The organism is Afipia birgiae 34632 (assembly GCF_000308295.2).
In the GTDB taxonomy this organism is placed as follows: domain Bacteria; phylum Pseudomonadota; class Alphaproteobacteria; order Rhizobiales; family Xanthobacteraceae; genus Afipia; species Afipia birgiae.
Map to the genome: position 1 here is coordinate 898890 of NZ_HG326652.1, position 24897 is coordinate 923786.

25 protein-coding genes are annotated in these 24897 nt (G+C 61.6%); 22 read left to right on the forward strand and 3 right to left on the reverse strand.

Annotated features, from left to right (window positions below; translation table 11 throughout):
• Positions 1-20 precede the first annotated feature (20 nt).
• The 21 genes from BN32_RS04375 to BN32_RS04475 all read left to right on the forward strand — a co-directional run bounded on the left by BN32_RS04375 (position 21) and on the right by BN32_RS04475 (position 20127).
• Positions 21-1112, forward strand: a complete 1092-nt coding sequence (locus BN32_RS04375; protein ID WP_019196893.1) for a tartrate dehydrogenase — start codon at positions 21-23, stop codon at positions 1110-1112.
• Positions 1113-1372: 260 nt separating this feature from the next.
• Positions 1373-1738, forward strand: coding sequence for an NADH-quinone oxidoreductase subunit A (locus BN32_RS04380; RefSeq protein ID WP_019196894.1), 366 nt, complete (start codon positions 1373-1375; stop codon positions 1736-1738).
• On the forward strand, positions 1735-2325 hold the full coding sequence (locus BN32_RS04385) for a NuoB/complex I 20 kDa subunit family protein (RefSeq protein WP_173405774.1): 591 nt from the start codon (positions 1735-1737) through the stop codon (positions 2323-2325). Before BN32_RS04380 ends, BN32_RS04385 begins: the two co-directional genes overlap by 4 nt.
• 6 nt (positions 2326-2331) lie before the next feature.
• On the forward strand, positions 2332-2952 hold the full coding sequence (locus tag BN32_RS04390) for an NADH-quinone oxidoreductase subunit C (protein WP_019196896.1): 621 nt from the start codon (positions 2332-2334) through the stop codon (positions 2950-2952).
• Entirely contained in the window at positions 2952-4160 is a 1209-nt protein-coding gene (locus tag BN32_RS04395) for an NADH-quinone oxidoreductase subunit D (RefSeq protein ID WP_019196897.1), read from the forward strand. Before BN32_RS04390 ends, BN32_RS04395 begins: the two co-directional genes overlap by 1 nt.
• Positions 4160-5128, forward strand: a complete 969-nt coding sequence (locus BN32_RS04400; RefSeq protein ID WP_019196898.1) for an FkbM family methyltransferase — start codon at positions 4160-4162, stop codon at positions 5126-5128. The genes BN32_RS04395 and BN32_RS04400 overlap by 1 nt, the downstream gene beginning before the upstream one ends.
• A 36-nt stretch (positions 5129-5164) precedes the next feature.
• Positions 5165-5785, forward strand: coding sequence for an NADH-quinone oxidoreductase subunit NuoE (gene nuoE, locus BN32_RS04405; protein ID WP_019196899.1), 621 nt, complete (start codon positions 5165-5167; stop codon positions 5783-5785).
• Positions 5782-5961, forward strand: a complete 180-nt coding sequence (locus BN32_RS04410) for a hypothetical protein (protein WP_019196900.1) — start codon at positions 5782-5784, stop codon at positions 5959-5961. Before nuoE ends, BN32_RS04410 begins: the two co-directional genes overlap by 4 nt.
• Before the next feature lie 10 nt (positions 5962-5971).
• Positions 5972-7297 carry an NADH-quinone oxidoreductase subunit NuoF gene (nuoF, locus tag BN32_RS04415; protein ID WP_019196901.1) on the forward strand — a complete coding sequence of 442 codons (1326 nt, stop codon included), beginning with the start codon at positions 5972-5974 and terminating at the stop codon, positions 7295-7297.
• Between the two features lie 5 nt (positions 7298-7302).
• Positions 7303-9381 (forward strand): NADH-quinone oxidoreductase subunit NuoG, encoded by a 2079-nt coding sequence (gene nuoG / locus BN32_RS04420; RefSeq protein ID WP_040425970.1) that lies wholly within the window; start codon positions 7303-7305, stop codon positions 9379-9381.
• A gap of 10 nt (positions 9382-9391) precedes the next feature.
• Positions 9392-10432, forward strand: coding sequence for an NADH-quinone oxidoreductase subunit NuoH (nuoH, locus tag BN32_RS04425; RefSeq protein WP_019196903.1), 1041 nt, complete (start codon positions 9392-9394; stop codon positions 10430-10432).
• A gap of 10 nt (positions 10433-10442) precedes the next feature.
• Positions 10443-10931 (forward strand): NADH-quinone oxidoreductase subunit NuoI, encoded by a 489-nt coding sequence (nuoI, locus tag BN32_RS04430; RefSeq protein WP_019196904.1) that lies wholly within the window; start codon positions 10443-10445, stop codon positions 10929-10931.
• 9 nt (positions 10932-10940) lie between these two features.
• Positions 10941-11579: an NADH-quinone oxidoreductase subunit J gene (locus BN32_RS04435; protein WP_019196905.1), complete on the forward strand. Its 639-nt coding sequence runs from the start codon at positions 10941-10943 to the stop codon at positions 11577-11579.
• Entirely contained in the window at positions 11576-11884 is a 309-nt protein-coding gene (nuoK, locus tag BN32_RS04440; RefSeq protein WP_019196906.1) for an NADH-quinone oxidoreductase subunit NuoK, read from the forward strand. The genes BN32_RS04435 and nuoK overlap by 4 nt, the downstream gene beginning before the upstream one ends.
• An 8-nt stretch (positions 11885-11892) precedes the next feature.
• Complete coding sequence (gene nuoL, locus BN32_RS04445; RefSeq protein ID WP_019196907.1) at positions 11893-13980, forward strand: NADH-quinone oxidoreductase subunit L; 2088 nt, start codon at positions 11893-11895, stop codon at positions 13978-13980.
• On the forward strand, positions 13980-15488 hold the full coding sequence (locus BN32_RS04450) for an NADH-quinone oxidoreductase subunit M (protein WP_019196908.1): 1509 nt from the start codon (positions 13980-13982) through the stop codon (positions 15486-15488). The genes nuoL and BN32_RS04450 overlap by 1 nt, the downstream gene beginning before the upstream one ends.
• A 15-nt stretch (positions 15489-15503) precedes the next feature.
• Entirely contained in the window at positions 15504-16931 is a 1428-nt protein-coding gene (gene nuoN / locus BN32_RS04455) for an NADH-quinone oxidoreductase subunit NuoN (RefSeq protein ID WP_019196909.1), read from the forward strand.
• Positions 16931-17740: a biotin--[acetyl-CoA-carboxylase] ligase gene (locus BN32_RS04460; protein WP_019196910.1), complete on the forward strand. Its 810-nt coding sequence runs from the start codon at positions 16931-16933 to the stop codon at positions 17738-17740. Before nuoN ends, BN32_RS04460 begins: the two co-directional genes overlap by 1 nt.
• Entirely contained in the window at positions 17740-19410 is a 1671-nt protein-coding gene (locus tag BN32_RS04465; RefSeq protein WP_019196911.1) for a ribonuclease J, read from the forward strand. The genes BN32_RS04460 and BN32_RS04465 overlap by 1 nt, the downstream gene beginning before the upstream one ends.
• A gap of 29 nt (positions 19411-19439) precedes the next feature.
• Positions 19440-19844, forward strand: coding sequence for a methylmalonyl-CoA epimerase (gene mce, locus BN32_RS04470; protein WP_019196912.1), 405 nt, complete (start codon positions 19440-19442; stop codon positions 19842-19844).
• A 7-nt stretch (positions 19845-19851) separates the two neighbouring features.
• A complete protein-coding gene (locus BN32_RS04475) occupies positions 19852-20127 on the forward strand; it encodes a DUF1467 family protein (RefSeq protein ID WP_019196913.1) in 276 nt (91 codons plus the stop codon).
• 195 nt (positions 20128-20322) lie between these two features.
• Here BN32_RS04475 and BN32_RS26695 read toward each other — a convergent pair whose 3' ends face one another.
• The 3 genes from BN32_RS26695 to BN32_RS04485 are packed head-to-tail and all read right to left on the reverse strand — an operon-like array spanning position 20323 to position 23158.
• Entirely contained in the window at positions 20323-20586 is a 264-nt protein-coding gene (locus BN32_RS26695) for a hypothetical protein (RefSeq protein ID WP_152343715.1), read from the reverse strand.
• The gene (locus tag BN32_RS04480) at positions 20580-22721 is read right to left on the reverse strand and encodes a TonB-dependent receptor family protein (protein ID WP_019196915.1); all 2142 of its coding nucleotides are present in this window, start codon (positions 22719-22721) and stop codon (positions 20580-20582) included. The genes BN32_RS26695 and BN32_RS04480 overlap by 7 nt, the downstream gene beginning before the upstream one ends.
• Positions 22722-22777: 56 nt before the next feature.
• Positions 22778-23158, reverse strand: coding sequence for a hypothetical protein (locus BN32_RS04485; protein WP_040425439.1), 381 nt, complete (start codon positions 23156-23158; stop codon positions 22778-22780).
• 325 nt (positions 23159-23483) lie between these two features.
• Here BN32_RS04485 and proS point away from each other — a divergent pair, with 325 nt between their 5' ends.
• The gene (gene proS / locus BN32_RS04490; protein ID WP_019196917.1) at positions 23484-24803 is read left to right on the forward strand and encodes a proline--tRNA ligase; all 1320 of its coding nucleotides are present in this window, start codon (positions 23484-23486) and stop codon (positions 24801-24803) included.
• The last annotated feature ends 94 nt before the right edge of the window (positions 24804-24897 follow it).

Sequence of the window (24897 nt, forward strand, 5' to 3'; positions counted from 1 at the left end):
GCGAGGCGAGGAATCTCAGCATGCCGACCACCAGCTCCGGGACCAACAGGAGGTACAGACTGGCCGTGATTCCCGGCGACGGCATCGGCAAGGAAGTGGTCCCCGAAGGCCTGCGGGTGCTGGAAGCCGCGGCAAAGAAGTTCAATTTCGAACTGACGCTCGACAGCTTCGACTTTGCCTCCTGCGACTACTACCAGAAGCACGGCAAGATGATGCCCGACGACTGGAAGACCCAGATCGGCAGCCACGACGCGATTTTCTTCGGCGCAGTGGGGATGCCTGCGATTCTTCCGGACCACATTTCGCTGTGGGGATCGCTGATCCAGTTTCGCCGGGAGTTCGACCAGTACGTGAACCTGCGGCCGGTGCGTCTGATGCCCGGCGTGAAGTCCCCGCTGGCGGGGCGGAAGCCCGGCGACATCGACTTCTTCGTCGTGCGCGAGAACACCGAGGGCGAATATTCGTCGATCGGCGGGCGGATGTTTCCGAACACTGACCGCGAGGTGGTGCTTCAGGAAACCGTCATGTCACGCACCGGCGTCGACCGGATTCTGAAGTTCGCCTTTGATCTCGCGCAGAGCCGTCCGAAGAAGCACCTGACGTCCGCGACCAAGTCGAACGGTATCTCGATCACGATGCCCTATTGGGACGAGCGGGTCGAGGAAATGGCCAAGAATTACCCCGGCCTGAAGTGGGACAAGTATCACATCGATATTCTGGCCGCGAACTTCGTGCTGCACCCTGACTGGTTTGATGTCGTGGTCGGCTCGAACCTGTTCGGAGACATCCTGTCCGACCTCGGTCCGGCTTGCACCGGCACCATCGGCATCGCTCCCTCGGGCAGCCTCAATCCGGAACGCAAGTTTCCCTCGCTGTTCGAGCCGGTGCACGGGTCCGCGCCGGACATCGCCGGGCAGGGCATTGCCAATCCCGTCGGCCAGATCTGGTCGGCGGCGATGATGCTGGATCACCTTGGTGAGCCGGAAGCCGGCAAGGCCATTGTGACGGCCATCGAAACCATTCTGGCCGATGAAAAACTGCGGACAAGGGACCTCGGCGGCAAGGCCGATACGGTTGCATGCGGCAAGGAAATCGCGCGGGTCCTGTCCTGACCGCGCGCGCGTCCGGTCCAGTTTTCCGCTGATTTATCGGATCGGGCTGCTCGCCTTATCCTTTAGTTCCAGAGTCCTCACTGCGAACAAGACGGGCGCGCTTCCTGCGCGCCCGTTGCATGGCGCCATGCTCAAATGGCGAAGAACCTGAGCAATAAAAATAGCTTGTCTTGCCCTGCGTGTTGCGCTGCGCTATCCCTCAGAACCATTCCAATGTTCCGCGAATCTCCGGAACAAAGTCGACAAAATAAGGGTCGCCGATGGGCGGAATTCTGCAAAACTATCTGCCTCTTGTGGTGTTTATCGGAGTCGCGACCGTGATCGGTCTCGCACTGCTGGTTGCGCCCTTCATCGTTGCCTATCAGCAGCCCGATCCGGAAAAGCTTTCGGCCTACGAATGCGGCTTCAATGCCTTCGATGATGCTCGCATGAAATTCGACGTCCGGTTTTATCTCGTTGCCATTCTTTTCATCATCTTCGATCTGGAAGTCGCCTTCCTGTTTCCGTGGGCGGTGGCGTTCGGCAAACTCGGCCTCGCAGGGTTCTGGTCGATGATGGTGTTCCTCGGCGTGCTGACGATCGGTTTTGCCTACGAGTGGAAGAAAGGAGCGCTGGAATGGGATTGAGCCCGAACACGGCGCCCTCGATCATGCAGCCGGCGGTCTCGCAGGCGGCGACGGGTATTCTCGATCCGCGCACCGGTCAGCCGATCGGCGCGGACGACAGGTATTTCCTTGAAATCAACAGCGAACTGTCCGACAAGGGCTTCTTCGTTGCTGCGACCGACGACCTGATCACCTGGGCGCGCACCGGCTCGCTGATGTGGATGACCTTCGGTCTCGCATGCTGCGCGGTCGAGATGATGCAGGTGTCGATGCCGCGTTACGACGTCGAGCGTTTCGGCTTCGCGCCGCGCGCGTCGCCGCGCCAGTCGGACGTCATGATCGTCGCCGGCACGCTGACCAACAAGATGGCGCCTGCGCTGCGCAAGGTCTACGACCAGATGCCGGAGCCGCGCTACGTGATCTCGATGGGATCATGCGCCAACGGCGGCGGCTACTATCACTACTCGTACTCGGTGGTGCGCGGCTGCGACCGCATCGTGCCCGTCGATATTTATGTTCCGGGCTGCCCGCCGACGGCGGAGGCGCTGCTGTACGGCGTGCTGCTGTTGCAGAAGAAGATCCGGCGCACCGGAACGATTGAACGGTAATCGCACATGGATGATGCGAAACTAGACGCTCTTGGCCAGACGATCGTGGCCGCGCTCCCGGGCGCGGCGCTTGGCCATTCGATTGCATTCAATCAGCTCACGATCTCTGTCGATCTGGCGAAGATCGTGGACGTTGTCCGTGTGCTGAAGACCGATCCTCGCTTTCGCTTCGTGAATTTCACCGACGTCACGGCGGTGGATTATCCGGGCCGCGAAAACCGCTTCGACGTGATCTATCACTTCATGTCTCCGGTGCTGAATGCGCGCATCCGCCTGCGCGGCGAGGCGAACGAGACCACGCAGGTGCCGTCAATCATCTCCGTGTTTCCGGGCGCGGACTGGTTCGAGCGCGAAACCTACGACCTCTACGGCGTAATCTTCGTCGGGCATCCGGACATGCGCCGCCTGCTGACCGACTACGGCTTCGACGGTCATCCGCTGCGCAAGGATTTCCCGCTGACCGGCTTCGTCGAGGTTCGTTACGACGACGCCGAGAAGCGCGTCGTCTATGAGCCGGTGCGGCTCAATCAGGAATTCCGCAAGTTCGACTTCCTCTCGCCGTGGGAAGGCGCGGACTATCCGCTGCCGGGCGATGAGAAGGCCGACGCGCCGAAGGCAGGTGGCTGATGACCGAAGCACTTGGCACCGAAACGCCTGGCATGCGCAATTTCACCATCAACTTCGGACCGCAGCATCCGGCGGCGCACGGCGTGTTGCGCCTCGTGCTGGAGCTTGACGGCGAGGTGGTCGAGCGCGTCGATCCGCACATTGGTCTGCTTCATCGCGGCACTGAAAAGCTGATCGAACAGAAGACCTATCTGCAGGCGATTCCGTACTTCGACCGGCTCGATTACGTCGCGCCGATGAATCAGGAGCATGCCTTCTGCCTTGCGGCGGAAAAGCTGCTCGGCATTACCGTGCCGCGCCGTGGACAGTTGATCCGCGTGCTGTACAGCGAAATCGGCCGCATTCTGTCGCATCTTCTCAACGTCACCACGCAGGCGATGGACGTCGGTGCGCTGACGCCGCCGCTCTGGGGTTTCGAAGAGCGCGAAAAGCTCATGGTGTTCTATGAGCGCGCATCGGGCTCGCGCATGCACGCGGCGTTCTTCCGCGTCGGCGGCGTGCATCAGGACCTGCCGCCGAAGCTGATCGACGATATCGATGCCTGGTGCGATCCGTTCCTGAAAGTCTGCGACGACCTCGAAACGCTGCTGACCGACAACCGCATTTTCAAGCAACGCAACGTCGACATCGGCGTCGTGACCCTTGAGCAGGCGTGGGAGTGGGGCTTCTCCGGCGTGATGGTGCGCGGCTCGGGCGCTGCGTGGGATCTGCGCAAGTCGCAGCCTTACGAATGCTACGCCGAGATGGATTTCGATATTCCGATCGGCAAGAACGGCGACTGCTACGACCGCTACTGCATCCGTATGGAAGAAATGCGCCAGTCGGTGCGCATCATGAAGCAGTGCATCGAAAAGCTGCGCGCCCCTGAAGGGCAGGGGCCGGTTGTTGTCGAGGACAACAAAATCGCGCCGCCCAAGCGCAGCGAGATGAAGCGCTCGATGGAAGCGCTGATCCATCACTTCAAGCTCTACACCGAAGGCGTTCGCGTCCCCGCCGGCGAAGTCTATGCCGCGGTCGAGGCGCCGAAGGGTGAGTTCGGCGTGTTCCTGGTCGCCGACGGCACCAACAAGCCGTACAAATGCAAGATCCGTGCGCCGGGCTTCGCGCACCTTCAGGCGATGGACTTCATCTGCAAGGGTCATCTGCTGGCCGACGTGTCGGCCATTCTCGGTTCACTCGACATCGTGTTCGGCGAGGTGGATCGCTAATGACGCAGCAGCCGATTGTTTTTGACCGCATCACTGGCGAAATGACCGGCGCAACTCCGTGGGAGCGCAGCATCGGCTTTGCACTGCTCGCGGGGTCAAAGGTCGGCGCGTATATCTCGCATCGCGGTTACAACAGCGCGGCCAATCTTCTGAAGACGCTGCTGCCCGAGCGCGACATCAACATCATGCTCAATCCGGATGCGACGTTTTCGTTTCCTTACGGCGACGGCTACTGGAGCAAGCTGCTCAACCGCACCTTCAAGTATGAAGACGAACTTGAATTGTTCCTGCTCGACTCGAAAGACGTCGATTACACGCTGATCGATTGCGGCGCGAACTACGGCTACTGGTCGGTGATGGTTTCCAGCAAGCGGTTCGGCTCGCGCCGGTCGATTGCGATGGAGCCGTCGTCACGGAATTTCCCGCGGCTGGCACACAACGCGAAGATCAACGGCGGCCGGTTCGAGGCGATCAACGCCGCTATCGGATCTGCGCGCGGCACGGCGCGGCTGTCGGGCAATCGTCACGAGGCCTTCAGCATCGCAGGCGATCCTGGCGCCGGCGGCGAAGAGGTGCAGGTGCTTGCGCTCGATAATCTGATCGAGGATGGCAAGATCCCCGCGCAGGGAAAATACATCGTCAAGCTTGACGTCGAAGGCGTTGAGATCGACGCCATGAAGGGCGGCAAGCGGATTCTGGAGACGGATTCGGTCGTGGTCTGCGAAGAGCATGGCAACGATCCGTCCCACAGCGTGTCGCGCTACATCCTCGAGCATACGCCGATGAAGGCGATTATCCACGATCCGGCGACGGATCGCTTCGAGGCGCTGACGCAACTGTCCACGCTCGACCGCATCAAGGTCGCCTCGCATGTCGGGTATAACGTGTTCGCGACATCGAGCGCGTTCTGGGAACAGCGCATCTACAGCATGAATTCTGGCAACGCGCGCCGCGCCATGACGAGTTAAGGACGTGGCGCAATGAAAGACCGAAAGATTTAAACGATGGCCGTCCGCCGTTTGGCCCCGAAAGAAAAGCAGCCCACCAGCTTCGCGTTCACCGCGGAGAATCTGGAATGGGCGAAAGCGCAGATCGCGAAGTATCCGCCCGGCCGGCAACAGTCGGCGGTGATCCCGATCCTGTGGCGCGTGCAGGAACAGCATGAAGGCTGGGTGTCGGAAGTGGCGATCCGCGCGGTCGCCGATCTTCTCGGCATGCCCTACATCCGCGTGCTGGAAATCGCGACCTTCTACACGATGTTCCAGCTCGAGCCGGTGGGCAAGAAGGCACATGTGCAGGTCTGCGGTACGACGCCCTGCATGCTGCGCGGTTCGAAGGATCTGATCGAGGTTTGCAAGAGCCGGATTCATCACGATCCGTTCCATGTCTCGGCTGACGGCAATTTCAGCTGGGAGGAGGTCGAGTGCCTTGGCGCGTGTGTGAACGCTCCCATGGTGATGATCTGGAAGGATACCTACGAGGATCTGACGGCTGAGAGCTTCGGCAAGGTGCTCGACGGCTTCGCTTCGGGCAATCCGCCCAAACCCGGCTCGCAGACTGGGCGTCAATTCGCGGCACCAGCGGGCGGTCCGACGACGCTAAAGACGTCGGGAGACGCATCATGAACACAGGGCTTTTCAAGCACATCGCGTTTCATGCCGTTTGCGCGGCGGTGTTCATCTTCGTGCTGAACTTTTACATCTTGAAGACCGAGCTTCAGTCAGCCGTGTTCTGGGCCATCGGGTTCGGCGCGATGGCGGGCGGGCTCGCGTATCAGCAATCCAAGCGTTCAGGGTCTTAAGGTAGCTCCTATGCTCGACGACAAGGACCGCATCTTCCGCAATCTCTACGGCCAGGGCGACTGGGGCCTCGAGGGCGCGCGCCGTCGCGGCGCATGGGATGGCACCAAGGCGATCATCGACAAGGGCCGCGACTGGATCGTTGCGGAAATGAAGGCGTCGGGCCTTCGCGGGCGGGGCGGGGCCGGCTTCCCGACCGGCATGAAATGGTCGTTCATGCCGAAGGACAACGCCGACGGCCGTCCGAGCTACCTCGTCGTCAACGCTGACGAGTCCGAGCCGGGCACCTGCAAGGATCGCGAGATCATGCGGCATGACCCGCACCTCCTGGTCGAAGGCTGTCTGATCGCGAGCGCCGCCATGGGCGCGCATGTCTGTTACGTCTATGTGCGCGGCGAATTCATCCGCGAGCGCGAGCATCTGCAGGCTGCTGTCGATCAGGCTTATGAAGCCAAGCTGATCGGCAAGGACAACATCCACGGCTACCCGTTCGACATGTATATCCACCATGGCGCCGGTGCGTATATCTGCGGCGAGGAAACAGCGCTTCTTGAAAGCCTCGAAGGCAAGAAGGGCCAGCCGCGCCTGAAGCCGCCGTTCCCGGCGAACGTCGGTCTCTATGGCTGCCCGACCACCGTCAACAACGTGGAATCGATCGCGGTTGCGCCGGATATTCTGCGCCGTGGTGCGGCGTGGTTCTCGTCTATCGGTCGCGCCAATAATGTCGGCACCAAGCTGTTCGGCATCTCCGGTCATGTGAACACGCCCTGCGTCGTCGAAGACGCCATGGGCACCACGTTCCGTGAACTGATCGAGAAGCACGGCGGCGGCATCCGCGGCGGCTGGGATAATCTGCTGGCGATCATTCCCGGTGGTGCATCTTGCCCACTGATTCCGGCTGCGGATTGTCAGGAGCTGATCATGGATTTCGACGGCACCCGCGCCGCGAAGTCGAGCCTCGGCACCGCCGGCATGATCGTGATGGACAAGTCGACCGACGTTGTCGCGGCCATCGCGCGCATCTCCTACTTCTTCAAGCACGAGAGCTGCGGCCAGTGCACGCCGTGCCGCGAAGGCACCGGCTGGATGTGGCGCGTGCTGTCGCGCATGGTCGAGGGCCGCGCCCACAAGCGCGAAATCGACATGCTGCTGGAAGTCACCAAGCAGGTCGAAGGCCACACCATCTGCGCGCTCGGCGACGCGGCGGCGTGGCCGATTCAAGGGCTGATCCGCGCCTTCCGTCCGGAGATTGAGCGGCGCATCGATGATTTCACGCGCAAGTCCACGCTGGACGATCAGGGCGTCCTCGATCCGGTCCACATGGTCGCGGCGGAGTAATGGCGATGACCAAGATCCTCATCGACGGCAAAGAGATCGACGTTCCGGCCGAGTACACGCTGTTGCAGGCGTGCGAGGCGGCAGGTGCTGAAATTCCGCGCTTCTGCTATCACGAACGTCTGTCCATCGCCGGCAACTGCCGCATGTGCCTGATCGAAGTGAAGGGTGGCCCACCGAAGCCTGTCGCATCGTGTGCGCAGAACGTGCGCGACTTGCGGCCGGGACCAAACGGTGAGTTGCCTGCAATTTTCACGCGTTCGCCGATGGTGAAGAAGGCACGCGAAGGCGTGATGGAATTTCTGCTGATCAACCATCCGCTGGATTGCCCGATCTGCGATCAGGGCGGCGAGTGCGATCTGCAGGATCAGGCGATGGGCTATGGTGTCGACACCAGCCGTTTCGCCGAGAACAAGCGCGCGGTCGAAGACAAGTACATCGGGGCGCTGGTGAAGACGTCGATGACCCGCTGCATTCAGTGCACGCGCTGCGTCCGCTTCACCACCGAAGTCTGCGGCGTACCGGAAATGGGCCTGACCGGCCGCGGCGAAGACGTCGAGATCACGACCTATCTCGAGAGCGCGTTGACGTCGGAGTTGCAGGGCAACCTCGTCGACATCTGCCCGGTCGGCGCACTGACCTCGAAGCCTTATGCGTTCGCGGCGCGTCCATGGGAGCTCGGCAAGACCCAGTCCGTCGACGTGATGGATGCGGTCGGCTCGGCGATCCGCGTCGATACGCGCGGCCGCGAAGTGATGCGCATTCTGCCGCGCATCAATGAGAACGTGAACGAGGAGTGGATTTCCGACAAGACGCGCCATATCGTCGACGGCCTGCGCACGCAACGCCTCGACCGGCCGTATATCCGCGAGAACGGCAAGCTCCGCGCGGCATCTTGGTCCGAAGCGTTCGCTGCCATTGCGGCGAAGACGGCATCACTGCACGGTCCGCGCATCGGCGCGATCGCGGGCGATCTTGCCGCTGTCGAGGAGATGTTCGCGCTCAAGGATCTGCTCGCCAAGTTCGGCTCGACGAATGTCGCCACCCAGGATGGTGCGGCGTTTGATCCGAAGGCGGGCCGCGCTTCCTACATCTTCAATCCCACCATCGCCGGGATCGAGCAGGCGGACGCATTGCTGATCGTCGGCTCCAATCCGCGCAAGGAAGCGGCCGTACTCAATGCGCGTATCCGCAAGCGCTGGCGCACTGGTGCGCTCAGGATCGGCCTGATCGGCGACAAGGCCGATCTCACCTATGACTACGAGCATCTGGGTGCAGGCACCGACACGCTGACCGATCTGGCTGCGGGCGAGCATTCCTTCGCCGACGTGCTGAAGGGTGCAAAGAATCCGATCGTGCTGGTTGGTGCGGGTGTTGCTGCCCGTCATGACGGCGCGGCGGCATTGACGCTCGCGGCGAAGCTCGCTTCGGACTTCGGCGCGCTCAAGGACGGCTGGAACGGTTTTGCTGTGCTCCACAAGGCGGCGTCGCAGGTCGGCGCGCTCGACGTCGGTTTCGCGCAGGGCCCAGGCAGCCTGACCGTGGCGCAGATGACCACGTTCGGCACGCTCGACGTGCTGTTCTCGCTGGGCGCCGACGACATCAATCCCGCGGACGGCACCTTCGTGGCCTACATCGGCACCCACGGCGACAGGGGCGCCCATCGCGCCGACGTCATCCTGCCCGGTGCGGCCTATACCGAGAAGGCCGGCATCTACGTCAACACGGAAGGCCGTGTGCAGATGGCCAACCGCGCCGCGTTCCCGCCGGGCGATGCGCGCGAGGACTGGGCGATCATCCGCGCGCTGTCGGAAGCGGTCGGCAAGAAGCTGCCTTATGACTCGCTGGCGCAGTTGCGGCAGGCGATCTTCAAGGCCGTGCCGCACCTGATGCGGATCGACCAGATCGAGCCGGGCGATGCGGCGGGCGTGAAAGCGCTTGCGGCGCGTGGCGGTTCGGTCGAGAAGGGCGCATTCAAGAGCCCCATTGTAGATTTCTACCTGACAAATCCCATCACGCGGGCGTCCGCGGTGATGGCCGAATGTTCGAAGCTCGCCTCCGGGCAAATTCTGACGGCGGCGGAGTGAGCGTGATACGATGACAGAATTCTTCGCAAGCGAGTTGTGGACTGGCTTTCTGTGGCCGCTGATTGTCATGGTCGCGCAGAGCGTGCTGCTGCTCGTGCTGCTGCTGGTTGCGATTGCCTACATCCTGCTGGCAGACCGCAAGATCTGGGCGGCGGTGCAGATCCGGCGCGGCCCCAACGTGGTCGGGCCGTGGGGCCTGCTGCAATCCTTCGCGGACTTGCTGAAGTTCGTGCTGAAAGAGCCGACGATTCCGGACGGCGCGAACAAGGCCGTGTTCCTGCTCGCGCCATTGGTCACCTGCGTGCTGGCGCTGGCCGCGTGGGCGGTGATCCCGGTCAATCTCAACTGGGTGATCGCCGACATCAATGTCGGCGTTCTCTACATCTTCGCGATCTCGTCGCTGTCGATCTACGGCATCATCATGGCCGGCTGGTCGTCGAACTCGAAGTATCCGTTCCTCGCGGCGCTTCGCTCCGCCGCGCAGATGGTGTCGTATGAAGTCTCCATCGGGTTCGTCATCATCACCGTGTTGCTCTGCGTCGGTTCGCTGAACCTGACCGCGGTGGTCGCCGCACAGGACACCAAGCTCGGCATTCTCGGCTGGTACTGGCTGCCGCTGTTCCCGATGTTCGTGATTTTCTACGTGTCGGCGCTGGCGGAAACCAATCGTCCGCCATTCGACCTGGTCGAAGCGGAATCAGAACTGGTCGCGGGCTTCATGACCGAATACGGCTCTACCCCGTATCTGCTGTTCATGCTCGGCGAGTATGTTGCCATCACCACCATGTGCGCGCTGGCGACGATCCTGTTCCTCGGCGGCTGGCTGTCGCCGATCCCGTTCGCGCCGTTCACCTGGGTGCCGGGCGTCATCTGGTTCGTGCTGAAACTGTTCTTCATGTTCTTCCTGTTCGCAATGGCGAAGGCGATTGTGCCGCGCTACCGCTACGACCAGTTGATGCGGCTGGGCTGGAAGGTGTTTCTGCCGTTGTCGCTGGCGATGGTCGTGATCGTCGCTGCAGTTTTGCAATTCGGGGGGCTTGCTCCGAAATGAGGTCGTCGTCATGAGCATAGCAAGCACAGCCAATTCGCTTCTGCTGAAAGAGTTTGTCTCGGCGTTCATTCTCGCCATGCGTTACTTCTTCAAGCCGAAGCCGACGCTGAATTACCCCTTCGAGAAGGGGCCGATCTCGCCGCGCTTCCGTGGTGAGCATGCGCTGCGCCGTTATCCGAACGGCGAGGAACGCTGCATCGCCTGCAAGCTGTGCGAGGCGATCTGTCCGGCGCAGGCCATCACCATCGAAGCCGGTCCGCGCCGCAACGACGGCACGCGCCGTACGGTGCGCTACGACATCGATATGGTGAAGTGCATCTACTGCGGGCTGTGCCAGGAAGCATGTCCTGTCGACGCCATTGTCGAGGGCCCGAATTTCGAATTCGCGACGGAAACGCGCGAGGAACTTTATTATGACAAGGCGAGACTTCTCGCCAACGGTGACCGCTGGGAGCGTGAGATTGCGAAAAGCATCGAACTCGACGCGCCGTACCGGTGAGGTGAGGGTATGATCGGTCCCGCGCTCTTCTTCTATCTGTTTGCCGGCGTCTGTGTGGCGTCCGCGGTCATGGTCGTGACTTCGCGCAACCCTGTGCATTCGGTGCTGTTCCTGATCCTGGCGTTCGTGAACGCGGCCGGGCTGTTCATGCTGCTCGGCGCGGAATTCCTCGCGATGATCCTGATCGTGGTCTACGTCGGCGCGGTCGCGGTGCTGTTCCTGTTCGTGATCATGATGCTCGATGTGGACTTCGCCGAACTGCGCCAGGGCTTCATTGACTATCTTCCGTTTGGTCTTCTGATCGGCGCGGTGTTCCTCGCGGAACTGCTGCTGGTGGCGGGCGGCTGGGTCCTGAACCCGAATATCGCGAAGGCGATCACATCGCCGATCCCGGGCGGCGTCAGCAACACCGAGGCGCTCGGTCTCGTGCTGTACACAAAATATCTGCCTTACTTCCAGTTGTCGGGGCTGGTGCTGCTGGTCGCGATGATCGGCGCCATCGTGCTTACGCTGCGGCACAAGCCGAACGTCAAGCGTCAGGACATCAACGTGCAGAACGCCCGCACCAAGGCGGCGGCGATGGACGTGCGCAAGGTAGCCGCGGGGCAGGGCCTGCAGGATGCGGATTCCGGGGAGTGGGTGAAATGACGGTCGGCCTCGGTCATTACCTCGCCGTCGCGGCGATCCTCTTTACGCTCGGCATTCTGGGTATCTTCCTCAACCGGAAGAACGTCATCGTGATCCTGATGTCGATCGAACTCATTCTGCTTGCCGTGAACATCAACCTCGTGGCGTTCTCGGCGTTTCTCGGCGACATCGTCGGGCAGGTATTCGCGTTGCTGGTGTTGACGGTCGCCGCGGCAGAGGCCGCGATCGGTCTTGCCGTGCTGGTGGTGTTCTTCCGCAATCGGGGCTCGATTGCGGTCGAGGACATCAATCTGATGAAGGGTTAATTCGCGCCATGATTCAGGCTATCGTTTTCCTGCCGCTCATCGGCGCGCTTATTGCGGGCGCGGTGGCGCTCTTTGGCGCCCACGCACGCAATCCCAGCGGCGACGAGATGGATAACACCCATGGTCATGGGCATGATGACCACGGTCATGGCGCGGCTCACGCGCATGCAACGCATGACGACCATGGCCACGATGACCACGGACATGACGATCACGGTCCGGTCGAGCCGCCCGCCGCAGGTTCGCGCACGGCGGAAGCCGTCACCACGGCGCTGTTGCTGATTTCGGCGGCACTGTCATGGATGACGCTGGTCGATGTTGGCTTTCTCCATCAGGACGCGCGCGTTCAGCTGTTTACCTGGGTCGGCGCCAGCGATCTCGTGGTCAACTGGGCCTTCCGCGTCGATACCCTGACTGCAGTCATGCTGGTGGTGGTCACCTCGGTGTCGTCGCTCGTGCATCTGTATTCGATCGGCTACATGGACGAAGATCCGAACCGTCCCCGGTTCATGGCCTATCTCTCGCTTTTCACCTTCATGATGCTCATGCTGGTGACCGCCGACAACCTCGTACAGATGTTCTTCGGCTGGGAAGGCGTGGGCCTCGCCAGCTACCTGCTGATCGGATTCTGGTTCCAGAAGCCGTCGGCCAACGCCGCCGCCATCAAGGCCTTCATCGTCAACCGCGTCGGCGACTTCGGCTTCCTGCTTGGCATATTCGCGATCTTCATGATGGTCGGCTCGGTCGATTTCGACACGATCTTCGCGGCGGCCCCCGGCCTGACCGGCAAGACCATTCACCTCTTCGCTTGGGATGTCGATGCACTAACGCTGATCTGCCTGTTCCTGTTCATGGGCGCGATGGGCAAGTCCGCGCAGTTCCTGCTGCACACCTGGTTGCCGGACGCCATGGAAGGCCCGACGCCGGTGTCCGCGCTGATTCACGCCGCGACGATGGTCACTGCTGGCGTGTTCATGGTCGCGCGTCTGTCGCCGCTGTTCGAGCTTGCACCAAATGCGCAGGCCTTCGTGATGCTGATCGGTGCAACCACCGCATTCTTCGCCGCCACCGTCGGCCTCGTGCAGAACGACATCAAGCGCATCATCGCCTATTCGACCTGTTCACAGCTCGGCTACATGTTCGTGGCGATGGGTGCGGGCGCGTACTCGGTCGGCATGTTCCACCTGTTCACGCACGCCTTCTTCAAGGCGCTGCTGTTCCTCGGCGCCGGCTCGGTGATTCATGCGATGCATCACGAGCAAGACATCCGCGCCATGGGCGGCTTGAAGGACAAGATCCCGTTCACCTACATCACGATGGTGATCGGTACGCTGGCGCTGACGGGGTTCCCGTTGACGGCGGGCTATTTCTCCAAGGACGCGATCATCGAATCCGCGTTCGTTGCGCATAATCCGTTCGCGCTTTACGGCTTCCTGTGTACCGTGATCGCTGCGGGCCTGACCTCGTTCTACTCATGGCGTCTGATCTTCAAGACGTTCCATGGCGAGCCACACGACAAGAAGCACTACGAGGCTGCGCACGAGAGCCCCTATACGATGCTGATCCCGCTCGGCGCGCTTGCCGCCGGATCGATCCTGGCCGGTTTTCCGTTCAAGGAATTCTTCGCGGGTCACGGCGTCGAGGAGTTCTTCCGCGAGTCCCTGAAGAACAACCCGAAGATCCTCGAGGAAATGCACCACATCCCGGCGATGATCGCGTTCCTGCCTACGGTGATGATGGTGGTTGGTTTCGTGGTGTCGTGGCTGTTCTACATCCGCAAGCCGTATTTGCCGGTCGAACTCGCGAACCAGCATCCGGGCCTCTACCAGTTCTTCCTCAACAAGTGGTACTTCGACGAGCTGTACGACTTCCTCTTTGTGCGGCCGACGAAATGGCTTGGACGGTTCCTCTGGAAGAAGGGCGATGGCGCCATCATCGACGGCTTCGGGCCTGACGGTGTGTCCGCGCGCGTGCTTGACGTGACGCGCAACGTCGTTCGCCTGCAAACCGGTTATCTCTATCACTACGCCTTCGCGATGCTGATCGGTGCGGCCGGTCTCATCACGTGGTTCATATTCGGTCTCGGGGGCCAATGATGACAACCTGGCCCATCCTTTCCGTTGTTACGTTCCTGCCGGTTGTCGGCGCGATCCTCATTTATCTCAGCCGCGGTGATGACGAGGCTGCGCGCGGCAATGCGCGCTGGATCGCGCTGTGGACCACGATCATCACGTTTGCGGTCTCTGTCATTCTGGTGATGCGGTACGATACGTCGAATCCTGGCTTCCAGTTCGTCGAGAAGGCGCCCTGGCTCGCCAACACCATCACCTATCACATGGGTGTCGACGGCATTTCGCTGCCGTTCGTGATCCTGACCACCGCGCTGATGCCGTTCTGCATTCTCGCGAGCTGGAAGTCGGTAACGCAGCGCGTGCGCGAATACATGATGGCGTTTCTGTTCCTCGAAACGCTGATGGTCGGCACGTTCTCCGCGCTCGATCTCGTGCTGTTTTACCTGTTCTTCGAGGGCGGCCTCATTCCGATGTTCCTGATCATCGGCGTCTGGGGCGGACCGCGCCGGGTCTATGCCAGCTTCAAGTTCTTCCTCTACACGCTGCTCGGTTCGGTGCTGATGCTGCTCGCCATCATGGCGCTGTATCTCAATGCCGGAACCACGGACATTCCGACGCTGATGAACACTGCCGTGCCGCGCAGCCTGCAGACATGGGCGTGGCTGGCGTTCTTCGCTTCGTTCGCGGTGAAGATGCCGATGTGGCCGGTTCATACCTGGTTGCCGGATGCGCACGTCGAAGCGCCGACGGCGGGCTCCGTCGTGCTGGCGGCGATCCTGCTGAAGATGGGCGGCTACGGCTTCCTGCGCTTCTCGCTGCCGATGTTCCCGCTGGCGTCGCATGATTTCGCGCCGCTGATCTTCACGCTGTCTGCGGTCGCGATCGTCTACACGTCGCTGGTCGCGCTGATGCAGGAAGACATCAAGAAGCTGATCGCTTATTCGTCGGTGGCGCACATGGGCTTCGTCACCATGGGCATCTTCGCCGGCACAACGCAGGGCGTGGCTGGCGGCGTGTTCCAGATGGTGTCGCACGGCATCGTGTCGGGCGCGCTGTTCCTCTGCGTCGGCGTTGTCTATGACCGGCTGCATACCCGCGAGATCGCGGCTTACGGCGGGCTCGTGAACCGGATGCCGCTGTATGCGCTGGTGTTCATGGTGTTCACCATGGCCAATGTCGGCCTGCCGGGTACCTCGGGCTTCGTCGGTGAGTTTCTTACGCTGATTGGCACCTTCAAGGTCAGCATCCCGACCGCGACGGTTGCAACGCTGGGCGTCATTCTGTCGGCGGCTTATGCGCTGTGGCTCTATCGCAAGGTGGTGTTCGGCGTGATGGATAAGCCGGCGCTTGCGGGCATCAAGGATCTGACGCTGCGGGAAGGGATCATTCTTGCCCCGCTGGTGATCCTCACCATTCTCTTTGGCGTGTATCCGAAGCCGGTGCTCGATATGTCGGCGGCGTCGGTGCAGCAGCTTGTCACCAACTACAACACTGCCATCACCGCCGTGAAAGCGGCGGGGCTGGTTCAATAACAGCGGGATCGGCTTATGACTTTCGCAGGATATTCGCTGCTCCCCGTGCTGCCGGAGCTGGTGCTTGCGGCCGGTGCCATGGCGCTGCTGATGCTGGGAGCGTTTCGCGGAGGGCAGACGACGTCTCTCGTGACCGGTCTTGCGGTCGTTCTCCTCGCCATCACGGGCGCCTTGGTGCTGTGGCTGCCCGGCGGCAAGCTGACGACCTTCGGCGGCAGCTTCATCGTCGACGACTATGCGCGCTTCCTGAAGATTCTGGCGCTCCTCGGCTCGGGCGTGACGCTGATCCTGTCGCGCGGCTATCTCGCCGAACAGGCAAAGATTTTCGAGTATGCGATCCTGGTGACGCTCTCTACCGTCGGCATGATGGTGCTGATTTCCGCCGCCGATCTGATCATGCTCTATCTCGGCCTCGAGCTGATGAGCCTTGCGCTCTACGTCGTGGCGGCAAGCCATCGTGACGACACCAAGTCCACCGAAGCCGGCCTGAAGTATTTCGTGCTCGGCGCACTGTCGTCCGGCATGCTGCTTTACGGTGCTTCGCTCATATATGGATTCACCGGTACGGTCAGCTTTGCCGGAATCGCTGCTGAAGCGAAGGGCGGTAATATCGGCCTGTTGTTCGGGCTGGTGTTCCTGCTGGTGGGCCTCTGCTTCAAGGTCTCCGCTGTTCCGTTCCACATGTGGACGCCTGACGTTTACGAGGGCGCGCCGACACCTGTGACTGCGTTCTTTGCGTCGGCGCCCAAGGTCGCCGCGATCGCTGTGTTCACGCGTGTCGCGCTCACCGCATTTCCGGGCATCGTGCCGCAGTGGCAGCAGATCATCGTGTTCGTCTCCATCGCCTCGATGGCGCTTGGATCGTTCGCGGCCATCGGTCAGAAGAACATCAAGCGCCTGATGGCGTATTCGTCCATCGGCCATATGGGCTTTGCACTGGTCGGTCTTGCCGCTGGAACGGAGCAGGGCGCGCAGGGCGTGCTGGTCTATATCGCGATCTATGTGGCCATGACGCTCGGCACCTTCGCCATCATCCTCGCCATGAAGCGTAACGGCCAGGCCGTGGAAACGATCAGCGACTTCTCGGGATTGTCGCGGACCAATCCGATGCTCGCATTCTTCTTCGCGATGTTCCTGTTCTCGCTGGCGGGCATTCCGCCGCTCGCCGGGTTCTTCGCGAAGTTCTATGTGTTCCTCGCCGCCATCAAGGCCGGACTGTTTACGCTGGCGGTGATCGGGGTGGTGACCAGCGTGGTCGGCGCGTTCTACTATCTCACCATCATCAAGGTCATGTATTTCGACGAGCCGAAGGAAGCGATGGAGCCGATGCGCGTTGAGCTTCGGGTGGTGCTGGCGGTTGCCGGTATCTTCAATCTGCTGTTCTTCGTCTATCCCGCACCGCTGGTGAGCGCAGCCACGGCCGCAGCGAAGTCGCTGTTTTAATGGCGTTCGCGCTCGGTCCACGGGCCAGAGCCCAGAACTATCGTGTTGAGGCGTTCGACAGTATCGGGTCCACCAATGCCGAGGCGCTCGAGCGGGCGCGGGCGGGCGAGCGCGGCCCGTTGTGGCTGGTGACGGACCAGCAAACCGCTGGACGCGGACGCCGTCAGCGCGCATGGGTATCTCCGCGCGGCAACCTCGCGGCCACCATTCTTGAGACGGTCGACGTTCAACCTCCCGTCGCGGCGACGCTTGGATTTGCTGCAGGTCTCGCGCTTGAAGCGGCGTTGCAGACCGTGAGCGTGGAGTATCGCATGCGGGCGGGCGGGGCGGCCAAGGGCAAATTTCTTCTGAAATGGCCCAACGACGTTCTGGCGGATGGCGAAAAGCTGTCCGGCATTCTGCTTGAAGCGGAAACCATTGGCGGCGGTTTGAGCGTCGCAGTCGGAATGGGGACCAATGTCGTCTCCGCGCCCGAAGGGACGCCCTATCCGGCGACATCACTGGCGGCGCTGGGGATCACAGCGAGCGCAGGTGACCTGTTCATGGCTCTGTCGGATTCATGGGCCGAGTTTCGCGGCATCTGGGCCGACGGCAAAGGCTTTTCCGAAATCCGCCGTCTGTGGCTGGAGCGCGCTGCCGGTTTGGGTGAAGCCGTCTCGATCCAGTCGAACGGAGCACCTGTCGAGGGTATCTTTGAGACTATCGACGACACCGGTTGCCTGATCGTCGCGGGCCGCGACGGCAAGCGCACGCCAATCGCCGCCGGTGATGTTCATTTTGGATCGGCCAAATCGTCTGGAGCTACCTGATGTCGCGACCCGACGAACTGACGTTTGCACCGCTGGGAGGTGTCGGCGAGATCGGCATGAACCTGTCGATCTACGGCCTCGGCAACCGGCACCAGCGCAGCTGGCTCGCTGTCGACCTCGGCGTGTCGTTCGGCAACGAGGAGCACCTGCCGGGCATTGATGTCATCATGCCGGACATCCGCTTTCTGGTGAAGGAGCGGAAAAATCTGGTCGGACTGGTTCTCACCCACGCCCACGAGGATCATTTCGGCGCCATCATCGATCTGTGGCCGCAGTTGAAATGTCCGATCTACGCAACGCAGTTCAGCGCGGCGTTGTTCGAGGCCAAATGCGCCAGCGAGCGCAATCCGCCGAAGATCCCGGTCACCGTGGTGCCGTCGGGCGGCACCGTCGAGATCGGGCCGTTCAGTGTGGAATTCGTTCCGGTCGCGCATTCGATTCCCGAATCCCATGCGCTCGCGATCCGCACGCCCGCCGGCACGGTGCTGCATACCGGCGACTGGAAGATCGATCCGACGCCGATCATCGGCAAACCGACCGACGAGAAGCGGCTGCGTGAAATCGGCGATGAGGGCGTCATGGCGCTGGTCGGGGATTCGACCAACGCGGTGCGCGAAGGCCGTTCGCCGTCCGAGCAGGAAGTCGCCAAGAATATCACCGAACTCGTGAAGGCCGCACGCGGACGCGTCGCGGTAACGACATTTGCGTCCAACGTGGCGCGGCTGCGCGCGGTTGCTGACGCTGCGAAAGCTGCCGACCGCGAGGTCGTTGTGGTCGGACGCGCGATGGAACGCGTGGTGCAGGTCGCGCGCGAGACAGGTTATCTCGATGGCGTGCAGGCGTTTCGCGGCGCGGACATGTATGGCCATTTTCCGCCGGACAAGGTGCTGGCGCTGTGCACGGGCAGCCAGGGTGAGCCGCGCGCGGCATTGGCCCGCATCGCCAACGACGATCATCCGCAGGTGACGCTGAACCAGGGCGACACCGTGATCTTCTCGTCGCGCACCATTCCCGGCAACGAGAAGGCGGTCGGTGCGATCATCAACGGGCTCGTCACGCAGGGCATCGAGGTTATCACGGACTGCACCCACATGGTCCATGTCTCGGGCCATCCCCGGCGCGACGAACTGCGCGACATGATTTCGTGGGTTCGCCCGCAACTGCTGATTCCCGCGCACGGCGAAGCACTGCATCTGTCGGAGCATGCCAAGCTCGCGCGCGCCTGCGGCGTGCCCAAGGTGCTAATCTGCAAGAACGGCGATCTGGTGCGGCTGGGACCGGGCGATCCTGCCATCATTGAAGAACTGCCGAACGGGCGGATCTTCAAGGACGGCAACATCCTTGAAACCGAGAAGGCGCGCGCCGTCGTCGAGCGGCGGCGGCTGGCGTTTGCGGGCTGCGCATTCGTGGCCATCGCCGTGACCGAGAAGGGCGATCTCGCCGACGATCCCGAGGTTGATCTGGTCGGTATTCCGGAAAAGAATAAGGAAGGCGAGGTCATCGCGGACGATGTTTTCGATATCGTTGTCTCGACGGTCGAGAACCTGCCGCGTGCGCGCCGCCGCGATCCCGATGCGATCGCCGAATCCGTGCGGCGCGCGGTGCGCTCCGAAATCAACGAGCAGTGGGGCAAGAAGACGCTTTGCGTCGTTCACGTGCTGATGGTTTGATTCCCCGTCGATATCTTGAGGAGCAAAATATGCTGGGCCGTCTCAATCATGTGGCGATTGCGGTGAAGGACGCCGAAAAGGCCGCCGAAATCTATGGCAAGGCGTTCGGCGCGGAAATTTCCGGCGCGGTGCCGCTGCCCGAGCACGGCGTGATCACGGTGTTCGCGACGCTACCCAACACCAAGATCGAATTCATCCAGCCGCTCGGCGACGACTCGCCGATCGCGAAATTTGTCGAGCGCAATCCTGACGGCGGCATCCATCACATCTGCTACGAGGTGCCGGAGATCATCGCCGCGCGCGATACGCTGATTGCGGAAGGCGCTCGCGTGCTGGGTGACGGCAATCCGAAGATCGGCGCGCACGGCAAGCCCGTGCTGTTCCTGCATCCCAAGGATTTCTCCGGCGCGCTCGTCGAAATCGAACAGTCCTGAGGCAATTGTGTTTTATTCAATCTCAACCGCGATCGCGATCTACTTTGTGTTGTGGTGGGTCGTGCTGTTTGCCGTGCTGCCGTTCGGTGTGCGCAGCCAGATGGAGAACGGCGAGGAGATCGCCGGAACCGATCCCGGCGCTCCCAGTGCTGCGCGCATGGGACGCAAGCTGCTGTGGACCACGGTGATCTCGGCGGTGATCTTCGCTGCGGGAATGTGGGCGTTCAGAGCGGGCTATCTCAACATCGAACGTCTGACCCAGCTGATGGGCATTCCGCTCTAGGTGGTTCCGGAATCCGCGAAGCGAACTCCGAAACACTAGCCGATCGCACCTGAGATATAATTCATCGCGATTGCGCGGCGCTTGCGCTGATGTGTGATGCGCGCGCACCTTCGAACATTGCGGAAGAAAAAAGAGCAGGGCCAAAGCCCTGCTCTAAAAATTGTGTCGACCCTATTTTCCCCGAAAAGGTTGGATTTATCCTTGATTAGACGGGGCGACGCTGCTTGTGCGCGTCAGGGGCTCCTCCCGAGACTTGGACCACCAGACGATGCGGCGATTAGCCGTATCGCGCTGACGCGTTTTTGTAGCCGAACGTTTCTTGATTGTCACGTTTTTCAGCACTAAATGTCCGCTTTTGCGGCGGTGCACCATCGATGGATTCAGGCCGAAAACAAGCCGTTTGACGGCGTTTTCGCCTTTTGCAAGTTGAGTGCCTGAAAAATGGTGGGAAGTTACCATCTGACTTTCATCCCCGCATAGATTGCGCGCCCCGTTCCGGGTTCGAACAATGGCGATGAAGCGTCCGCGAGTCGCGTGATGCTGGTGCTTGCGATGTACGCCGTGTTCGCGATGTTGCGGGCTTCGAGATAGATCGAATATCGGCCGTCATCGACGCCTGCCTTGAGGCCCCAGATCGCGTAGGCCGCCGTCGTGAACGTGTTGAAGTTATCCACGTAGTAGGCCTGCGGCACCCATTCGACATTTGGCCCGATGTAGAATCCGTTGGCGTGCCTGTAGAGCGCCTCGGCGCGCAGGAAGTGTCGCGGCGCGCCGGGCAACCGGTTGTTGCCGAACGTGGGATCGTTGTCGAAGCGGAAGTCGTTGTAGGTGTAGGCGAGGTTGATCCACATCTTGTCCGCGTCGGGCGTGAAGATGTTCCTGAGCACCGCGACACCGAGGCCGGCCTCGATACCTTGATGAATCGTGCGGTCGGCATTGACCACGTTGCACTGTCCCGGCGCTCCATACATGCATTGCAGTTCGTTCTTGATGTTGGCGCGATAGCCGGTGAGCTCCCATGTCAGGTCGGGGCGCCTGCCGCGCGTGCCGATCTCATAGGTCGTCGCGGTCTGTGGCTGGATCAGATTGAACGGGATCGCCGGTGCCGCCGAGCTTTCGCCGAAGCTCGGCACCTCGGCGCTGCGCGAGATGTTGGCGAAGGCCTGCCAGGTCGGATCGATGTCCCAGAGCAGGCCGGTCTTTGGACTCCACAGATTGAACTCAGTCGAGCCACTCGATGTCGCGCCGAACCGGGCGGCGCGGTCGCGCATCGCATAGAGGAACTGCGTGCCGCCGATCGCGGCGACGTTAGGCAGAAAATAGAATGAATTCTCTACGTAGGCGGACGTGTTCCTCGACTTGTCGAGCGAGGATGACAGCAACGCGCCCTTGTAGCCGCCGATGTTCTGATACTGCTTGTTGTCGATCTCGCCATTGACGACGTTGACGCCCGCGACCAGCCGGTTTCGGAAGCCTCCGATGATGCGGTCGTCGGTGACCTTACCGAAGCCGCCATAGTCCTTGTACTGATAGTCCAGCCACTGAAAGATCGGATGCATCAGATGGCGGTCGACCGCGAACGCGCCGAACTCGACCGTGGTTGCATCGAACCGGATTGTCGTCTTGTTGGCGATCCGCCCGCTGTCGATGTTGCGCTGCTGGTCGTTGATGACGTTGCCGGCCGCTGCGGTCTCGGGAGAGGTGAGGGCTGATGCACGTGTCACCGAGCCCGGAATGCGCTGCCGGATGTCGTTCGCGTTGATGTAGAAGCGTGTCTCGAAATCCGGCGAGAACTGATAGCCGATATTGCCGCTGGCACGGGTGCTGTGGCCGTAACTGTGATCCCGGAAGCCTTCGGCGCTCTGGTTCGACGCGGTAAAGAACGCATCCCATGGACCGTTCGCGCCACCAACGCTGCCCTGGAAGCGGCGATAGCCGAACGACCCCATGTCGACGCCGGCACTGCTGACGCCGACATCGCGGCCGGTCGGCGTCACGAAGTTGATCGCGCCGCCGAGCGAGTTCGCGCCGAACTGCAATCCGTTCGCGCCCTTGTAGACCCCGACATACTTGTAGGCGGTCGGGTCGATTTCCTGAAAGTCGCCATAGCCGTCGGACGTGTTGATCGGAATGCCGTCCATGTAGAGCTGGACGCCGCGCAGATGAAAGTTGCGCGACAGACCCGAGCCGCGAATGGAGAGGCGGGTGTCGTCGCCCCATTTCGGCTGCGCGAACACGCCGGGGACATAGCCGAGCACGTCCTTGATCGTGCTGGCGACGGAGTTGTTCTTGTAATCAGCCGCTGCAACGATCGCGACGCCGCCGGGGGTTTGCTGAATCTCCTGACGGGCCTGATCGGCGGTCTTCGCGCCGAGCGGTCCGGGCGTGGCCATGCCGGCGGCCGTTGACGCGGTTGACTGAACGCGTGTTGGCGTTGCGACGCGGTTCAGGACCGGACGAGGCTCTCTCTCGGCTTGCACCACAACGGGCGGCAGTTCCTGAGGTGCGGTTTGGGCGCGCGCGCACGGAATTGTTGCGACGGCCGCGGCGGACGCCAGCAGAATGCTGCGCGCCCGTATGGAAACGGAAAACATGGGTTGAGTCCCACCAATGATATTGACGATTGAGCGGTGCGCCGAAGCGCAGGTCGTCAGATCAGGTGGGGAGGGCCGCGGGGCTGGTGATCGTTCTCCGCGAAGCGGACAACGACGTGATCGTGGGGCGCGGGTTCGAACAGGACGCGCACTGCGATACGGATCGCCAGCGCCGGGGTCTGCGGCGGCTGGTCAGCCGTCGCCACGGCACCGGACAGGCACAACGGGCAGCGGACCACCGGCTTGCCGGGATCGGTGTTGCCGTCGGCGTCAGGGACCGCGGAACTGCCGTTGAGGCAGAGTTCATGAAGCGCGTTGAACTTGGATGGCGAGACCGTCGCCAGCAGGGCGCTGGTCAGCATCACGTTGAACATGAGCGCATAGGCCGCCACAAATGCAGCCCATCGTCCTATCGTTCCGATCCGTGTTGCAGTCATTTGAACCCGGCAGGCTGTTACCATGGGTTGCGGGAACCGCAAATCCCTAGTGAAGTGGATTTGACATTCGCCCCCTGCTGGCGGGAGGTTGGCGAAGCGAATGTCAAATCCAAAACTCCACTAGAAACTTGTATTTGCTAGTGGTCCGTCGATTCTAACATTCGCAGGAATGCCTGCTGAATAGGGGTGCGAATGTTAGAATCGGACCACTAGGAAGTCACGCCCATGCTTCCTCTTGTGTTTTGCCATTTGATCCGCTTTCACTGAAAAGGTCCCCAAGCTTCCCCGCCGATTCCCGGATCAAATCAAAACCCTGAGTGTTCCCATGCGATTGTCGCGTTTTTTTCTGCCAATTCTCAAAGAGACGCCCAAGGAGGCGGAGATCGTGTCGCATCGCCTGATGCTGCGCGCGGGCATGATGCGGCAGGAGGCGGCTGGCATTTATGCGTGGCTGCCGCTGGGCTTCCGGGTGCTGAAGAAGATCGAGCAGATCGTTCGCGAGGAGCAGAACCGCGCCGGCGCCATCGAACTGTTGATGCCGACATTGCAGCTTGCAGATCTGTGGCGCGAGAGCGGTCGCTACGACGCCTACGGTCCGGAGATGCTGCGCATTCAGGATCGCCACGAGCGCGAGTTGCTGTTTGGGCCGACCAATGAGGAAATGATCACGGAAATCTTCCGGGCTTACGTGAAGTCTTACCGGAGCCTTCCGCTCAACCTCTATCACATTCAATGGAAATTCCGCGACGAGCAGCGTCCGCGTTTCGGCGTGATGCGCGGCCGCGAATTCCTGATGAAGGATGCGTACTCGTTCGACGTCGACGAGGCGGCGGCGCGGCTGTCCTACAACCGAATGTTCGTGGCTTACCTACGCACCTTCGCCCGTATGGGTCTGAAGGCGATCCCGATGCGCGCCGAGACTGGCCCCATCGGCGGCGATCTCTCCCACGAGTTCATCGTGCTGGCCGAGACGGGTGAATCCGGCGTGTTCTGCAACAGGGACGTGCTCGACCTGCCGGTGCCGGGTGCAGACGTGGATTACAACGGCGACCTCACACCGATCATCAAGCAGTGGACGGATCTCTATGCCGCCACTGAGGATGTTCACGACGCTGCGCGCTATGAGAGCGAAGTGCCGGCCGACAAGCGGGTGCAGACCCGCGGCATCGAGGTCGGGCAGATCTTCTATTTCGGCACCAAGTATTCGGACACCATGAAGGCCATGGTGTCCGGCCCCGACGGCGCGGAGAAGCCGATCCACGGCGGGTCATATGGCGTCGGCGTGTCGCGACTTGTGGGCGCGATCATCGAGGCCTGTCACGACGAGAACGGCATCAAGTGGCCGGAAGAGGTTGCGCCTTTCAGGGTTGCGATCCTCAATCTGAAGCAGGACAGCGAGGAGACGGGCGCGGCCTGCGAGAAGCTTTACGCCGCGCTTTCGGCCAAGGGCGTCGACGTGCTCTACGACGACACCGACCAGCGGCCGGGCGGCAAGTTCGCCACCGCCGACCTGATCGGCATTCCGTGGCAGATCCTGATCGGTCCGAAGGGGCTTGCCGAGGGCAAGGTTGAAATCAAGCGCCGCAGCGACGGATCGCGCGAATTCATGAGTCTCGACGACGCGATCAACCGCTTCGCCTCCTGAAGTCATACACTGAATTATGTGCTGGCCGTGTCGCAGTTACTGCGGCACGAGACTAGAATTTGCCCGATTCGTGTGAAAATCCGAACCATGGAAC

Excerpts from the sequence above, each read along its gene's own strand:
- nuoL (WP_019196907.1), top strand. The coding sequence starts at position 11,893 with ATGATTCAGGCTATCGTTTTCCTGCCGCTCATCGGCGCGCTTATTGCG.
- BN32_RS04450 (WP_019196908.1), top strand. The coding sequence starts at position 13,980 with ATGACAACCTGGCCCATCCTTTCCGTTGTTACGTTCCTGCCGGTTGTC.
- nuoI (WP_019196904.1), top strand. The coding sequence starts at position 10,443 with ATGAGCATAGCAAGCACAGCCAATTCGCTTCTGCTGAAAGAGTTTGTC.
- mce (WP_019196912.1), top strand. The coding sequence starts at position 19,440 with ATGCTGGGCCGTCTCAATCATGTGGCGATTGCGGTGAAGGACGCCGAA.
- BN32_RS04465 (WP_019196911.1), top strand. The coding sequence starts at position 17,740 with ATGTCGCGACCCGACGAACTGACGTTTGCACCGCTGGGAGGTGTCGGC.
- nuoG (WP_040425970.1), top strand. The coding sequence starts at position 7,303 with ATGACCAAGATCCTCATCGACGGCAAAGAGATCGACGTTCCGGCCGAG.
- BN32_RS04390 (WP_019196896.1), top strand. The coding sequence starts at position 2,332 with ATGGATGATGCGAAACTAGACGCTCTTGGCCAGACGATCGTGGCCGCG.
- nuoE (WP_019196899.1), top strand. The coding sequence starts at position 5,165 with ATGGCCGTCCGCCGTTTGGCCCCGAAAGAAAAGCAGCCCACCAGCTTC.
- nuoH (WP_019196903.1), top strand. The coding sequence starts at position 9,392 with ATGACAGAATTCTTCGCAAGCGAGTTGTGGACTGGCTTTCTGTGGCCG.
- nuoK (WP_019196906.1), top strand. The coding sequence starts at position 11,576 with ATGACGGTCGGCCTCGGTCATTACCTCGCCGTCGCGGCGATCCTCTTT.
- BN32_RS04435 (WP_019196905.1), top strand. The coding sequence starts at position 10,941 with ATGATCGGTCCCGCGCTCTTCTTCTATCTGTTTGCCGGCGTCTGTGTG.
- BN32_RS04400 (WP_019196898.1), top strand. The coding sequence starts at position 4,160 with ATGACGCAGCAGCCGATTGTTTTTGACCGCATCACTGGCGAAATGACC.
- BN32_RS04480 (WP_019196915.1), bottom strand. The coding sequence starts at position 22,721 with ATGTTTTCCGTTTCCATACGGGCGCGCAGCATTCTGCTGGCGTCCGCC.
- BN32_RS26695 (WP_152343715.1), bottom strand. The coding sequence starts at position 20,586 with ATGGTAACTTCCCACCATTTTTCAGGCACTCAACTTGCAAAAGGCGAA.
- BN32_RS04460 (WP_019196910.1), top strand. The coding sequence starts at position 16,931 with ATGGCGTTCGCGCTCGGTCCACGGGCCAGAGCCCAGAACTATCGTGTT.
- nuoN (WP_019196909.1), top strand. The coding sequence starts at position 15,504 with ATGACTTTCGCAGGATATTCGCTGCTCCCCGTGCTGCCGGAGCTGGTG.
- BN32_RS04395 (WP_019196897.1), top strand. The coding sequence starts at position 2,952 with ATGACCGAAGCACTTGGCACCGAAACGCCTGGCATGCGCAATTTCACC.
- proS (WP_019196917.1), top strand. The coding sequence starts at position 23,484 with ATGCGATTGTCGCGTTTTTTTCTGCCAATTCTCAAAGAGACGCCCAAG.
- nuoF (WP_019196901.1), top strand. The coding sequence starts at position 5,972 with ATGCTCGACGACAAGGACCGCATCTTCCGCAATCTCTACGGCCAGGGC.
- BN32_RS04380 (WP_019196894.1), top strand. The coding sequence starts at position 1,373 with ATGGGCGGAATTCTGCAAAACTATCTGCCTCTTGTGGTGTTTATCGGA.
- BN32_RS04485 (WP_040425439.1), bottom strand. The coding sequence starts at position 23,158 with ATGACTGCAACACGGATCGGAACGATAGGACGATGGGCTGCATTTGTG.
- BN32_RS04375 (WP_019196893.1), top strand. The coding sequence starts at position 21 with ATGCCGACCACCAGCTCCGGGACCAACAGGAGGTACAGACTGGCCGTG.
- BN32_RS04410 (WP_019196900.1), top strand. The coding sequence starts at position 5,782 with ATGAACACAGGGCTTTTCAAGCACATCGCGTTTCATGCCGTTTGCGCG.